Annotated in this window: 11 protein-coding genes; 4 read left to right on the forward strand and 7 right to left on the reverse strand. The window is 76.5% G+C overall.

What is annotated here, in order from left to right; translation table 11 throughout:
• Nucleotides 1-99 precede the first annotated feature (99 nt).
• The 5 genes from fxsA to QC029_RS04855 all read right to left on the reverse strand — a co-directional run bounded on the left by fxsA (nt 100) and on the right by QC029_RS04855 (nt 6,012).
• Nucleotides 100-732 (reverse strand): FxsA family membrane protein, encoded by a 633-nt coding sequence (gene fxsA, locus QC029_RS04835; protein ID WP_279554116.1) that lies wholly within the window; start codon nt 730-732, stop codon nt 100-102.
• Between the two features lies 1 nt (nt 733).
• Nucleotides 734-1,504, reverse strand: a complete 771-nt coding sequence (locus QC029_RS04840) for a polyprenol monophosphomannose synthase (protein WP_279554117.1) — start codon at nt 1,502-1,504, stop codon at nt 734-736.
• Complete coding sequence (gene lnt, locus QC029_RS04845; protein ID WP_279554316.1) at nt 1,501-3,126, reverse strand: apolipoprotein N-acyltransferase; 1,626 nt, start codon at nt 3,124-3,126, stop codon at nt 1,501-1,503. Before lnt ends, QC029_RS04840 begins: the two co-directional genes overlap by 4 nt.
• A 728-nt stretch (nt 3,127-3,854) precedes the next feature.
• Nucleotides 3,855-5,495 carry an amidohydrolase gene (locus QC029_RS04850; protein ID WP_279554118.1) on the reverse strand — a complete coding sequence of 547 codons (1,641 nt, stop codon included), beginning with the start codon at nt 5,493-5,495 and terminating at the stop codon, nt 3,855-3,857.
• 76 nt (nt 5,496-5,571) lie between these two features.
• Nucleotides 5,572-6,012: an Lrp/AsnC family transcriptional regulator gene (locus QC029_RS04855; protein ID WP_279554119.1), complete on the reverse strand. Its 441-nt coding sequence runs from the start codon at nt 6,010-6,012 to the stop codon at nt 5,572-5,574.
• A 206-nt stretch (nt 6,013-6,218) separates the two neighbouring features.
• On the opposite strand from QC029_RS04855, the gene QC029_RS04860 reads away from it, so the two are divergent.
• Together QC029_RS04860 and QC029_RS04865 are read left to right on the forward strand one after the other, a co-directional pair.
• The gene (locus QC029_RS04860; RefSeq protein ID WP_279554120.1) at nt 6,219-6,620 is read left to right on the forward strand and encodes a hypothetical protein; all 402 of its coding nucleotides are present in this window, start codon (nt 6,219-6,221) and stop codon (nt 6,618-6,620) included.
• A gap of 238 nt (nt 6,621-6,858) precedes the next feature.
• Nucleotides 6,859-7,680, forward strand: a complete 822-nt coding sequence (locus tag QC029_RS04865) for a hypothetical protein (protein ID WP_279554121.1) — start codon at nt 6,859-6,861, stop codon at nt 7,678-7,680.
• 75 nt (nt 7,681-7,755) lie between these two features.
• Here QC029_RS04865 and QC029_RS04870 read toward each other — a convergent pair whose 3' ends face one another.
• Nucleotides 7,756-8,928 (reverse strand): acyl-CoA dehydrogenase family protein, encoded by a 1,173-nt coding sequence (locus QC029_RS04870; RefSeq protein WP_279554122.1) that lies wholly within the window; start codon nt 8,926-8,928, stop codon nt 7,756-7,758.
• A gap of 214 nt (nt 8,929-9,142) precedes the next feature.
• On the opposite strand from QC029_RS04870, the gene QC029_RS04875 reads away from it, so the two are divergent.
• A complete protein-coding gene (locus tag QC029_RS04875; protein ID WP_279554124.1) occupies nt 9,143-10,867 on the forward strand; it encodes a bifunctional 3'-5' exonuclease/DNA polymerase in 1,725 nt (574 codons plus the stop codon).
• Between the two features lie 79 nt (nt 10,868-10,946).
• On the opposite strand, the gene QC029_RS04880 is transcribed toward QC029_RS04875, so the two are convergent.
• Nucleotides 10,947-11,822, reverse strand: coding sequence for an alpha/beta fold hydrolase (locus tag QC029_RS04880; RefSeq protein WP_279554125.1), 876 nt, complete (start codon nt 11,820-11,822; stop codon nt 10,947-10,949).
• A gap of 433 nt (nt 11,823-12,255) precedes the next feature.
• Here QC029_RS04880 and QC029_RS04885 point away from each other — a divergent pair, with 433 nt between their 5' ends.
• Nucleotides 12,256-13,419 (forward strand): S1 family peptidase, encoded by a 1,164-nt coding sequence (locus QC029_RS04885; protein WP_279554126.1) that lies wholly within the window; start codon nt 12,256-12,258, stop codon nt 13,417-13,419.
• The last annotated feature ends 30 nt before the right edge of the window (nt 13,420-13,449 follow it).

Genomic DNA, 13,449 nt, shown 5'->3' on the forward strand with positions numbered 1-13,449 from the left:
GGCCACCGGTTGGTGGCCGGACCCTCGCGCCTCCGTGTTCTCCGCGGTTCTCCGTGTCTTCCCCGGGCTCGCGTCCTCCCGGGTTCCCGGACGGATCCGCTAGCGCGCTCCCCCGGTCTCCCCGCCGCGGTCGTCGCGGGCGTCGTCGCGCACGACCTCGCCCTGGACGACCTTGCCGTCGGGCCGGTGGATGCGGATGTGCTCCTCCGCGGTGCGCGCCTGCCGCAGGGTGTCCCCGAGGGAGCCGGGCGCGAAGCCGGCGTGGCGGCCGAGCCGGCGCTCCACGCCCCGGCGCAGCAGCGCGGCGGTCGGTGGGAAGACGCACAGCAGGCCGACCGCGTCCGAGAGCAGACCGGGCAGCATCAGCAGCAGACCGCCGAGCATCGCCAGCCCGTGCCCGCCGCGGGCGGACTCCGGCCGGGTCCGCGGCGCGGCGCCCGGCTGGAGGCTCTCGACGGTCTCGACCAGACCGCGCCAGGCACGGCGCCCCGCGTGCTTGACGACCAGGGCGCCGGACACGGCCCCCGCCACCAGGACGGCGAGGACGACCAGCCCGCTCGTGGCGTCCGCGAGCAGGGTCAGCAGCCAGATCTCCAGGATCACGAAGGCGGCCAGGCCCACGGGGACGAGGCTCCGCCGGGGCCGGCGCCCGGGCCGGGCGCCCGGGTCCCCCCGCCCGGGCCGGGACTGCTGCGGAGGGGGCTCGTACGGGTACGGTGCGCCGGTCGTCATGTCATCCAGTGTGCCTGCGTCCGAGCACCTGGTTCACGCGGGACCGCACGCCCCACGCGGTGACCCGCCACAGGGCCTCCACGAGGATGTCACGGCTCATCTTGCTGTCGCCGCGCTCGCGCTCGACGAAGGTGATGGGGACCTCCACCACCTGGTACCCGGCCTGCACGGCCCGGTGGGCGAGGTCGACCTGGAAGCAGTACCCCTGGGAGGCCACGTCGTCCATGCCCAGTCCCAGCAGGGTCTCCTTGCGGAAGGCCCGGTAGCCGCCGGTGATGTCCTTCAGCGGCATCCCCAGCAGCGTCCGGGAGTACATGCTGCCGCCGCGCGAGATGAACTCCCGGGACCTGGGCCAGTTGACCACGCGCCCGCCCGGCACCCAGCGCGAGCCGAGCACCAGGTCGGCGCCCTTGAGGGCGGTGAGCAGCCGCGGCAGTTCCTCGGGCTGGTGGGAGCCGTCGGCGTCCATCTCGACCAGGACGTCGTAGCCGTTGTCGATGCCCCAGCGGAAGCCCGCCAGGTAGGCGGCGCCCAGCCCCTCCTTGCCCTCGCGGTGGAGGACCCTGACCCGCTCGTCCTCGGCCGCCATCTCGTCGGCGACCTTCCCCGTGCCGTCGGGGCTGTTGTCGTCGGCGATCAGGACGTGGGCCTCGGGGACGGCGGTGCGCACCCTGGTGACGACCGGCCGGATGTTGTCGACCTCGTTGTAGGTCGGGATGATCACGAGGATCCTGCCGAGCGGATCCTTCCGGCGCTGTCGCGCGTCGTTCACTGCTGCTGCCTCTTCTCGTCCGTCCTGTTCACCCCGTGTGCCCGCCCCCGTCGGCCGGACACGAAGGCCGCGGCGCAGGACAGGACGCCCACGATAGCGAGGACCCACTCCGGCGCGGAGCCGATCCGGTCGGCGAGGGTGGTCCCGTCGCGCAGCGGGAGGTCGGCGGTGATCACGTCCCGGGTGAACTCCTGCGTCCGCTGCTCGATCGTCCCGTCGGGGGCGACGACCGCGCTGATGCCGCTGGGAGCCGCGGTGACCACGGCCCGCCCGTGCTCGACGGCCCGCAGCCGCGACATGACCAGCTGCTGCTCGGGCTGGCCGGTGTTGCCGTAGGTGGCGTTGTTGGTCTGGATCACCAGGGCGCGGGCGCCGTCGTTGACGGTGTCGCGCACGATCCCGTCGTAGGCGACCTCGAAGCAGATGACGTCGCCGAGCCGGGCGGGGCCGACGTCCAGCACCCCGGTGCGCTCGCCGGGCCAGAAGTCGCGCGGCACCCGCTGGAGGCGGGTGATGACCTTGCTGAGCTGGTCGCGGTAGGGGACGTACTCGCCGAAGGGCACCGGGTGCTGCTTGGTGTACGAGGCGCCCGGACCGGTCTGCGGGTCCCAGACGATGCCCTGGTTCTCGACGTAGCCCTCGCGCTCGGGGTGGTCGACGAGGGCGCCGACGAGGATCGGGACGCCGACGGCCTTCGCCGCCCGGTCGATGGCGTCGTACGCCTGCGGGTACCGGTGGGGGTCCAGGTCGGAGGCGTTCTCCGGCCAGATCACCAGGTCCGGCCGCTCCTCCCGGCCCGCCGCCACGTCGGCGGCCAGCTCCAGGGTGGCCCCGACGTGGTTGTTGAGGATCAGCATCGGACGGCCGAGGAAGTCCATGCCGGGCTGCTGGACGTTGCCCTGGACGACGGCGATGCGGACGGTGTCGTCCGCGCCGGTGGGGACCGGCACGGCGTGTCCGGCCGCGGTCACCGCCGCGGCCAGGGCCGTCGCCGCGGCGGCGGTGAGGGCCGGGCGCGCCGGACCGGGGCCGCCGGCCGCCCCGCCGTCCGCGCCGCTCCCGCGACTCCCGCGGCGGCGGGCGGCCACCGCGGCCGCTCCTGCGACGGCCGCCGCGGCGAGCAGGGCGCCGGTCAGCGCGACGGCGAAGGTGACCAGGGGCGCGCCGCCCAGGGCGGCCAGCGGGAGCAGCGGGGAGCCGGTGTTGGCGAAGGCCAGCCGGCCCCAGGGGAAGCCGCCGAAGGGGATCCGGTCGCGCGCCCACTCCTCGGCGACCCACAGGCAGGCGCCCCACAGCGGCCACAGCGGCAGCCGCGAGGTGGCGGCGAGTCCGGCGCCCAGCGGGACGAAGAACAGCGACTCGATCAGGGCCAGGCCGGACACCGCGTCCCAGCCGACGACGTGGAGCCACTTGAGCAGCACGAAGAAGAACGGCAGGCCCATGGCGAAGCCGAGCCAGGCTCCCTGACGGGCGGTCCGCCCCCGGGTGAGCAGGGCGATCACGGCGACGGCCGCGAACGACAGCGGCCACAGGCCGTACGGCGGGAAGGCGGCGGCCAGGGCGACGCCGCACCCGGCGGCGAGCGCCGTGCGCCACGCCTCGCGGCGCGCCAGGCGGGCCAGCCGGACGGGGAGCCGGGGCCGGGCGGGACGTCCGGCGGGCCGGGACCCGGCCGCACGGGCGGGGCCGGCGGCTTCCGCGGTGGCGGCGCCGCCGGACGCGGCGGCCGGGCGGGGGCGCGGCGCCTGGTCCGGCCGGCCGGCGACCGTGCCTCCGGTCTCGGCTTCGGCGGTGGTCTCGGGACCCGATGGCACGGTCGCGGCCTTCCTTGCAGATCGTGCGGTGACGAGCCCGACCGTACAACGCCCGGCGGCTCCCGTGGGGGCGGGGTGGGGCGTATGAGGAGGTTCCGCACGGGGCGGGCCCCGCCGGACGCGGCCGGGCCCCTCCGCGGGATCGGGGCCCGGCGCCCTTCGGGCCGGCCTGGGACCCGCTGGCTGCGGATCGACCGAGAGCCGTTGTCTACTGAGCCTCCGGGCCCCCACCCGGGTCACACCTGCCGACCGGCCGGGACCCTTCCGTCCCCGTGCCGCGGACGCTGGACCTGGCTCCCGGCCGTACGCCGGCGCGACGCACCGCTCATGACCCAGCTCGTTCGACGACTGCGTGCGGAGGATCCCCGGTCGGACGTCCTGTGGTGGACCCGGCCGAACCTACCCGCCGACGGCCGTCGCCTGTCAACAACCTCGTGACCTGCGGTTTTCCTTCAAACCAGCAGGTCAGTGCCGAGTGCGCCGCCGGAGGCCGGCGGGCCGGGGGGCATCGTTCGGCGGTACGGGCCCGGCCACCGTCACCCGTTCGGGTGCTCGTACACCGTCCGTCCGGCGACCACCGTCCGCAGGCAGACCGGCAGCCGGCGGCCCGGGGTGAGGTCGGGCAGGCCCGGGGTGCCCGAACGCGGGTCGGTGGACCAGGCGGCGATCCGGCCGTCGGGCACCTGCACCACCAGGTCGCCGGTGCGCCAGACCGCGTAGTCGGCCGGGGCTCCGGGGGCGAGGACGCCGGCGTCGTCGCGGCCGATCGCCCGCCAGCCGCCGCGGGTGTGGGCGGTGAAGGCGGCGCGCACGGAGATCCGGTGCTCGGGGGTGTGGTGGAAGGCCGCGGCGCGCAGGGTGCCCCAGGGATCGAGCGGGGTGACGGGGCTGTCGGAACCGAGCGCCAGGGGTACGCCGGCGCGCAGCAGGGCGGCGTACGGGTTGAGGGTGCGGGCGCGCTCGCGCCCCAGGCGCCGGGCGTACATGCCGTCCTCACCGCCCCAGGCGGCGTCGAAGGCCGGCTGCACGGAGGCGGTGAGGGCGAACTCGGCGAAGGCGGCGATGTGGGCGCCGGTCAGCATCTCGGCGTGCTCGACGCGGTGCCGGGCGGCCCGCACCCGGCCCGTGCCGACCCGCTCGGCGGCGGCGCGCACGCCGTCGGTGACGGCGGTGAGGGCGGCGTCGCCGATGGCGTGGAACCCGGCCTGGATCCCGGCCTCGGTGCAGGCGGCGACGTGGGCGGCCACGGCGTCGGCGTCCAGGTGGCAGGTGCCGCGGTGGTCGGCGTCGGCGTAGGGCTCGTGCAGGTGGGCGGTGTGGGAGCCCAGGGAGCCGTCGGCGAAGAGGTCGCCCGCGGCGCCGAGCGCGCCCAGCTCCCGCACCCGCCGCGCGTCCGCGGGGGAGGTGATGTGCTCGGCCCAGTAGCCGACGACGCGGGGGCCGGGCTCGGCGGCGGCCAGTTCCAGCAGGCCGGCGAGGTCGTCCTCGCTCGAGATCTCGGGGCCCGCGCACTCGTGGAGGGTGCCGATGCCGCGGGCGGCGGCGTGGCGCAGGGCGGCGCGCTGGGCCTCGGTGCGCTGGGCGGGGGTGACGGAGGCGTGGGCGACGGCGCGCACCGCGTGGTGGGCGTCGCCGGTCAGGGGGGCGTCGGGGGCGTAGCCGGACAGGCCGGTGACGCCGGGGACGAGGTCGAGCAGGGCGGTGGTGACCAGCGCCGAGTGGACGTCGACGCGGGTGAGGTAGAGCGGCCTCCGGCCGGCGGCCTCGTCGAGCTCGGCGCGGGAGGGGGGCCGCTGCCCGGGCCAGGCGCTGGCGTCCCAGCCGTGGCCGAGCAGGATCCGGTCGGCGGGCCTGGCCCCGGCGTGGGCCCGTACGCGGTCCAGGACCTCGGCGGGGGAGCGGGCGCCGGTCAGGTCCAGGCCGGTGAGCGCCAGGCCGGTCGCGGTGGCGTGGACGTGGGAGTCGGTGAAGGCCGGGGTGACGAGCGCGCCGTCGAGGTGGATCACCTCGTCGACGCCGTCGGCGAAGGAGTCCGCCGCTCCTTCCGAACCGACCCAGGCGATGCCGTCGCCGTCGACGACCATGGCGGTGGCGAAGGGGTCGGCGGGGCTGTGGACCTCGCCACCGCGCAGCAGGACGGTGCGGGGGCGGTCGAGGGGGGCCGTGCTGTCGCTCATGGCTGCCAGTCTCCCCCCTCCCCGCCGCGTACGGCCGCCGGGGTCGCCCGTGTGCCCCGCGCGCCGGGTCCGGGCCTCACACGCGGGGCGGCCGGGCCTCGTACGGGGTGGAGAGCACGACGGTGGTGCGGGTGGAGACCCCGGCCAGGGAGCGGATGCGGGCCAGCAGGTGCTCCAGTTCGATGGGGGTGGCGACCCGGACCTTGAGGATGTAGTTCTCGTCGCCCGCGACGCTGTGGCACGCCTCGATCTCGGGCACCTCCGCGAGCCGGTCGGAGATGTCGTCCGGCGCGCTGGGGTCGAACGGCTTGACCGAGATGAAGGCGGTCATCGGCAGACCGACGGCCTCGGGGTCGACGATGGCCGCGTAGCCGCGGATGACGCCGCGCTGCTCCAGTCTGCGGACGCGCTGGTGCACCGCCGAGGTGGACAGGCCGGTGGCCTTGCCCAGGTCGGTGTAGCTCATCCGCCCGTCCTTGACGAGCAATTCCACGATGCGACGATCCAGCTCCTCCACGACAGGCAACCTACTGCGCCGGGCGCACCACGGCACACCGGACGTGCGGCCCGTGGACACACGGGCGCGGCCGTGTGACGAACACCACATCCGCGCCCCCGTGTCCACGGGAGCGCGGAGATTACGGATGGGCAACGGAGGGAAATGCTTGCTGTGGCCGGGGCTCCCGCGAGCGGACGCCCGGCGGCCCGTCCAAGGGGGATTGCATGCGCAATGTGAAGTCGCTCCACGCCGGTCACCCGGACACCGAAGCCCATGAGGAGAGCGCCGAGGCGTACGACGCATACGAGACCTACGAGATCTTCCGGGTGGTCTGCCCGGACTGCGCGCAGCCGATCGCGCTGCTGGCGGACGAGGAGACGCTCCCCGAGCACGCGCTGTGCCCGACCCCGTGGAACCCCTTCGGCCTGACGGTGTGCCAGGGATCGGGGCGCTCGGTGGACGACGCCGGGCCGGAGGGCTCCGAGCACGAGGCCCAGGAGCGGGACGTGGCCACGCTGCTGACGCTCCCCGAGGGGCTGCACTGGCGGATGCAGCCGTTCTCCCACGTGGGCGGCCCGGGTACGCACCCGATGCGCGTCCCGCACGGGCGGCACCCGCGCCACTGACGGCTCACGCCTCCTCCCCGTCGCCGGCGGGCGCCGTTCACGGCCGCGGCCACCAAAGCCGCGCTTCCTCGCCGCGCGGGCCGGCACCGCCGGTCCGCGCGGAGACTCGGCAGCGGAACCGCTCCGCGGGCCGTTCCCCGTCGGTTGGTGACGGAGCCTCAGCACCCTCCCCCACCGGGCCGTCAGCGTCCGGTGCCGTTCCCGGAGGGGGGTACGGGCGAGTCACCAGGAGGCTGCCATGCGGTCCGGCACCGGCCGTTCCGTCGCATCCGGGCGGACGATCGGCACGGTGCCGGTCATCGGCGCCCTCGCCGCCACGCCCGCGGCGCCGGCCGGCCAGGGCCGGGAGGACGACGGCCGCGGGACGGTGAGCACGCCCTACGGCCCGCTCACGCCCACGGACCGCGACTTCGTCCGCAGGGTACGGCTCGCCGGCCTGTGGGAGCCGCCCTCGGAGCGGCGGGCGCAGGAGCGCGGCTCGCGGGAGGAGGCCGGGACCGCGGGCTGGCACCTGATCGAGGGCCACACCGAGCCGGACCGGATGTCCGTCGACGCCGGCCGCGCGCTCGGCGTCGAACCGGCCGACCGGCCCGGCGAACGGCAGCGGCAGTGGTCCGCCGCGGCCGGCATCGACCCCGACGAGCCGGGCCCGGTCGCCGACGGCCTACGGCTCGGCGGGATCCTGGTGGACGCCCGGGGCCGGACGTTCTACCGCTTCGACGAGGACTCCGCCCGGCCGGTGAAGTCCAGCCGCGCCGGCGAGTGCCTGGAGACCTGGAAGCCCGCCGAGCCCGCCGAGCCCGCCGACGGGAGCCTGGTCGAGGACGTCGGGCCGGAGCTGCTCGGCACCCTGGAGCGCCCCGGCGGCACCGAGCAGCTCCCGATCGACTGCCGGCCGCCGTACTGGTTCACCGGCGACACCGGGCCCGGCGACGTCGACGGGCACGGCCGGGGCGGCGCCTGGCACGCCGTGGCGGAGGACGGCGGGGAAGGCGCAGTGGGACCGGCCGCAGCGCATCGGCCCCGGCGGGCCGGCGCGGCGGGACCGCGGCGCCGGTGACCCCCTGTGACCCCCCTCGGGCGGGAGGCCACGGGGCCGCCGCGTACGCGCGTGAGGCGTGCGCGGCGGCCGGCGTCAGCGGCTCTCGGGCCCGGCCAGGTGGCGGGCGATGACCACCCGCTGGATCTGGTTGGTGCCCTCGACGATCTGGAGCACCTTGGCCTCCCGCATCAGGCGCTCGACGGGGTAGTCGCGGGTGTAGCCGTACCCGCCCAGGAGCTGCACCGCGTCGGTGGTGACCTTCATCGCGGCGTCCGTGCAGAACAGCTTGGCCATCGCGGCCTGCCGGGCGAACGGCTCCCCGGCGTCACGCAGCCGGGCGGCGGCCAGGTACAGGGCGCGGCCGGCCTCGATCTGGGTGGCCATGTCCGCGAGCATGAAGCGCACGCCCTGGAAGTCGGAGACGGGACGGCCGAACTGCTCGCGTCCGGCGGTGTAGGCCAGGGCCTCGTCGAGGGCGGCCTGGGCGACCCCGACCGCGCAGGCGGCGATGCCGAGCCGGCCGGAGTTGAGGGCGTCCAGGGCGATGGGGAAGCCCTGCCCCTCCTCGCCGATGCGGCGGGCGTCGGGGACGCGCACCCCGTCGAAGTGGACCTGGGCCGTCGGCGACCCGCCCATGCCCATCTTGCGCTCGGGCGCGGCGGCGCTGAGCCCCTCGGCGTCGCCGGGGACGAGGAAGGCGGTGATGCCGCGCGGGCCCTCTCCCCCGGTGCGGGCCATGACGGTGTAGAAGTCGGCGACGCCGCCGTGGGTGATCCACGCCTTGGTGCCGTCGATCACCCACTCGTCCCCGTCGCGGGCGGCGCGGGTGCGCAGCGCGGCGGCGTCGGAGCCGGAGGAGGGCTCGGACAGGCAGTACGCGCCCAGCAGCCCGCCGGCGAACATGGCCGGGAGGTGCTCGGTGCACTGCTCCTTGGAGCCGTAGTGGGCCAGGGCGTGGCAGGCGAGGGTGTGGACGCTGACGCCCAGGCCCACGGTGAGCCGGGCCGCGGCCAGCTCCTCCAGGACCTGGAGGTACACCTCGTAGGGCTGGGCGCCTCCGCCGAACTCCTCGTCGTAGGGCAGCGAGAGCAGGCCGGACTCCGACAGGAGGGTGAAGGTCTCGCGGGGGAAGCGGCCAGCTTCCTCCTCCTCCGCCGCGGCCGGCCGGATCTCGCGCTGGGCGAGATCGCGCACCAGGGCGAGGAGATCGCGGGCCTCCTCGGTGGGCATCCGGCGTTCCACCGGCTGGGGGCCGTACTCGGTCATCGCGGCGCTCTCCTCCCTGTCGGGCGCTACGGCGGCGGGCGCTGGGGTGGAGCGGCGCCGCCGGGACGTGATGCCCGGCCGAGGCCGCCTCCTCGGGTTGCGAGAGCGGCTGACCAGCGGCTGTGGCGATTGGAGTATGCCCGATAGGCGGCCCCGCGTCACCGCCGGGCGGAGATCGGCGGCGGTTGTCGGTCCCCGCTGCGAGACTCGCCCCATGCGGGACGATCGGGACTCCACGGCGGGGGACGGGCGGGAGCGCGCGGTGCGCTGGGCGGTGGCGGTGACCGCCGAGGGCGCGGCCCGGCTGTGCCCGCTGGACGGGCGGGGGCGCGCGGCGGGCCCGGTGGTGACCGAGCCGGACGTGGCGCGGGCCGTCGCGTCGCGGGCCGCGTCCGGTTCGGCCGTCCGGTGGGTGTGGCGGTCGACGGCGGAGGTGTATCCGCGGCTGCTGGACGCCGGGGTGCGGGTGGAGCGGTGCCACGACGTGGAGGTGTCCGAGGCGCTGCTGCTGGGCCACGAGGGCCGGTGGGGCGAGCCGCGGTCGCTGGCCGCGGCCCTGGCCCGGCTGCACCGGTCGCCGGTGCCGGACGACCCGCCGCTGCCCGCGGCCGACCAGCAGCCCTCGCTGTTCGCGCCGGGCCCGGTGCCGCTGCCGCCGGGCACGGATCCGCTCCGGGCCCTGCTGGAGGTGTACGCCGAGCAGGTGCGGCGGGTGGAGGCGTCCGGGAGCCCGGAGCGGCTGCGGCTGCTGCTGGCGGCGGAGTCCGCGGGGACGCTGGTGGCGGCGGAGATGAACCGGGCGGGGGTGCCCTGGCGGGCGGACGTCCACCGCGAGCTGCTGCGGGAGCTGCTGGGCGAGCGCTATCCGGGCGGCGGCGAGCCCAGCCGGCTGGCGGAGCTGGCCGAGGAGGTCTCGCGCGCGTTCGGGCCGGGGGTGCGGGTGCGGCCCGACCTGCCGGCGGACGTGGTCCGGGCGTTCGCGCGGGCCGGGATCCGGGTGCCCTCGACCCGGGCGTGGGAGCTGCGGAAGGTCGACCATCCGGCCGTCGCCCCGCTGCTGCGCTACAAGACGCTGTACCGGCTGCACACCGCGCACGGCTGGTCCTGGCTGCGCACCTGGGTGCGCGACGGCCGCTTCCACCCCGAGTACGTGCCCGGCGGCTCGGTCACGGGCCGCTGGACGAGCAACGGCGGGGGCGCGCTGCAGATCCCCAAGGTGGTGCGGCGCGCGGTGGTGGCCGACGAGGGGTGGCGGTTGGTGGTCGCCGACGCCGACCAGATGGAGCCCAGGGTGCTGGCCGCGGTCTCCCGCGACCGGGGGCTGATGGAGGTGGCCGGAAGCGGCCGGGACATGTACTCGGTGCTGTCGGACCGGGCCTTCGGCGGCGACCGGGACCGGGCCAAGCTGGCGCTGCTGGGCGCGGTGTACGGGCAGACCTCGGGGGACGGCCTGCGGCACCTGGCGGACCTGCGGCGCCGCTACCCGGCGGCGGTGGCGTACGTGGACGAGGCGGCGCGGGCCGGCGAGGAGGGCCGTCTGGTGCGCACCTGGCTGGGCCGCACCTGCCCGCCGGCGGCCGCGCGGGATGCGGACGCCGGGGACGGCGGGGTCGGGCCGCCCGAGGCGGACGCGGCGGACGGCGGCGCGGCCCGGGCCCGCGGCCGGTTCACGCGGAACTTCGTGGTGCAGGGCAGCGGGGCCGACTGGATGCTGCTGGTGCTGGCCTCCCTGCGCCAGTCCCTGGCCGGGATGCGGGCCGAACTGGTGTTCTTCCAGCACGACGAGGTGATCGTGCACTGCCCCGCCGAGGAGGCGGAGGCGGTGGTGGAGGCCGTCCGCGCGGCGGGCGAGCGGGCGGGGCGCGCGGCCTTCGGCGAGACCCCGGTGCGCTTCCCGTTCACCACGGCCGTGGTGGAGTGCTACGCGGACGCCAAGTGAGCCGGGCGGGGCGCGGGCCGGCCCCCGGCCCGCCCGCGCCCCGGAACGGGGCTCAGCCCGTCCGCGCCCGTTCCGGGACTCAGTCCGTCCGCGCCCGTTCCGGGGCGAGGAAGGCGCGCAGCGCTCCGGCGAGCTGCTCGGGGGCCTCCTCGGCCATGTGGTGGCCGCTGTCGATCGTGCCGCAGGTGACGTCGTCCGCCCAGTTCCGCCAGATGCCGGGGATGTCCGGGTAGAGGTCGCCGAGGTCGTCCTTCTCGGACCACAGCACCAGCGTCGGGCAGGTGATCCGGCGGCCCGCGGCCCGGTCGGCCTCCTCGTGGCGGCGGTCCACGGTCAGCCCGGCGCGGTAGTCCTCCAGCATGGCCCGCACGGTGGCCGGGTCGTGGACGGCCCGCTGGTAGTCCTCCCACGCCTCGGCGCCCATCCTCTCCTCCGAGCCGCCGTACCAGGCGGCGGGGTCGGCGAGGATGGCGCGCTCGGGCTTGTCGGGGACGGCGAAGAAGAACCAGTGGTACCAGGCGCGGGCGAAGCGCTCGTCGCAGCGGGCCAGGTGCTCGCTGATGGGGATGCAGTCGCCCACCGCCAGACGGGTCACGGCCTGCGGCGCGTCCAGCGCGAGCCGGTGGGCGACGTAGGAGCCCCGGTCGTGGCCGAAGACGGCGAAGCGGTCGTGGCCCAGGCGCCGCATCAGCTCCCGGCAGTCGCGGGCCATGGCGCGCTTGGAGTACGGCGTGTGGTCGGCGTCGGTGGGCGGCTTGGAGGACTGCCCGTAGCCGCGCAGGTCGGGGCAGACGACGGTGTGGCCGTCCGCGAGCAGGGGCGCGACGCGGTGCCAGGTGGCGTGGGTGCGCGGATGGCCGTGGAGGAGCAGCAGCGGCGGCCCGGATCCGCCGTGCCGTACCCGTAGGACCGCGTCGCCCACGTCGATCCGCTCCAGCGCGAAACCGTCGAACACGCCCGCTCCCTCCGTCGGCCGTCCTGCCGGCCGCCCCGCGCGTGCCCGCCGGCGCGCCGCACGCGCGGGCGGGCGGGGCCCGCGGGGGCACGGCCGTGTGCCCGGGTACACCGGCTTCCCGCGTTCCGAGGAGTCACACCACGGGCGACGCGGCGCAGGCCGGCGTCGCCGGACGCCCGTCACGGGCCGGCGCGCACCACACCCCGGAGGAAAGGACCGCTCCGAGGCCCGCACCGGCGACCGAGCCCGGCGGCGGGCTCCCGCGGCCCGGCCCCCCACGGCGGGGGGACCGGGTCGGCCACCATTGGTATGGACATGACTCCAGATCCCTTCTACGCTCTCCTGGACCAGACCTGAGAGCGCTCTCATGTCTCCGCTGTCCGACCCCACCTCCACCTCGACAGGTAGAGCCGACAGAAGGAGAACCATCGTCATGCGACGCAGGATCGGTGTGCGCGCGGGCCTGTCCGCGCTGCTCGCGCTGGGTGCGCTGACCGCCACGGGGGGCGGGCTCACGTCCGCCTCGGCCGCCCCCGCGCCCGGCGACGGCGCGCCCGCGCGGGCGCTGGTGGACGCCATGGAGCGCGACCTCGGGCTGACGGAGCGCCAGGCGCGGGAGCGGCTGCGGCAGGAGGCGGCGGCCATGGAGACGGCCCCCAGAGCCGAGCGGGCCGCGGGCTCCGCCTTCGCCGGCTCCTGGTTCGACGCCCGCTCCGGCGAGCTGGTCGTCGGCGTGACCAGCCCCGGCAAGGCCGCCGCCGTACGGGCGACGGGCGCCGAGGCCCGGATCGTCGAGCACAGCGCCGAGGAGCTGGACGCCGCCAAGGCCCGCATCGACGCCCGGGCGGAGCGGAAGGCGGCTCCGGAGGCGGTGAGCGGCTGGCACGTCGATCCCCGCGCCAACACCGTGGTGGTCGACCTCGTGAAGGGGGCCGAGCGCGACGCCGCGGTGCGGGGCTTCCTGGCCGACGCGCGGAAGGCCGGCCCGGTGACGGTGCGCGAGACCGCCGGCGAGGCGCCCCGCACCTTCGCGGCCGGCGTCGTCGGCGGCGACCCGTACTACACCGGCAGCGCCCGCTGCTCCATCGGCTTCTCGGTGCACGGCGGCTTCGTCACCGCCGGGCACTGCGGACGCGCGGGGGACTCCGTGCGCGGCTGGGACGGCTCGCAGATGGGCGCTTTCCGGGGCTCGTCCTTCCCCGGCAACGACTACGCCTTCGTGAGCACCGGCCACGGCTGGTGGACGGTCCCGGTGGTGCTGGGCTGGGGGACGGTGCCCGACGTCCTGGTGCGCGGCTCGGCCGAGGCCCCCGTCGGCGCCTCGATCTGCCGTTCCGGCTCCACCACCCGCTGGCACTGCGGCCAGGTGCTGGCGAAGAACGAGACGGTCAACTACAGCCAGGGCGCCGTCCACCAGATGACCAAGACCAGCGTCTGCGCCGAGCCCGGCGACTCCGGCGGCTCGTTCGTCAGCGGCGACCAGGCCCAGGGCGTCACCTCGGGCGGCTGGGGCAACTGCTCCGGCGGCGGCCAGACCTGGTTCCAGCCGGTCAACGAGATCCTGTCGGTGTACGGCCTGACGCTGCACACCGCCTGACACCGCGCCCGGGGGGTGCGCGGAGGAGGG

It is taken from the genome of Streptomyces sp. DH37 (assembly GCF_029813835.1).
In the GTDB taxonomy this organism is placed as follows: domain Bacteria; phylum Actinomycetota; class Actinomycetes; order Streptomycetales; family Streptomycetaceae; genus Streptomyces.

Coding starts and splice junctions, on each gene's coding strand:
- QC029_RS04850 (WP_279554118.1), bottom strand. CDS start 5,495: ATGAGCGACAGCACGGCCCCCCTCGACCGCCCCCGCACCGTCCTGCTG.
- QC029_RS04875 (WP_279554124.1), top strand. CDS start 9,143: ATGCGGGACGATCGGGACTCCACGGCGGGGGACGGGCGGGAGCGCGCG.
- fxsA (WP_279554116.1), bottom strand. CDS start 732: ATGACGACCGGCGCACCGTACCCGTACGAGCCCCCTCCGCAGCAGTCC.
- QC029_RS04885 (WP_279554126.1), top strand. CDS start 12,256: ATGCGACGCAGGATCGGTGTGCGCGCGGGCCTGTCCGCGCTGCTCGCG.
- QC029_RS04860 (WP_279554120.1), top strand. CDS start 6,219: ATGCGCAATGTGAAGTCGCTCCACGCCGGTCACCCGGACACCGAAGCC.
- QC029_RS04865 (WP_279554121.1), top strand. CDS start 6,859: ATGCGGTCCGGCACCGGCCGTTCCGTCGCATCCGGGCGGACGATCGGC.
- QC029_RS04870 (WP_279554122.1), bottom strand. CDS start 8,928: ATGACCGAGTACGGCCCCCAGCCGGTGGAACGCCGGATGCCCACCGAG.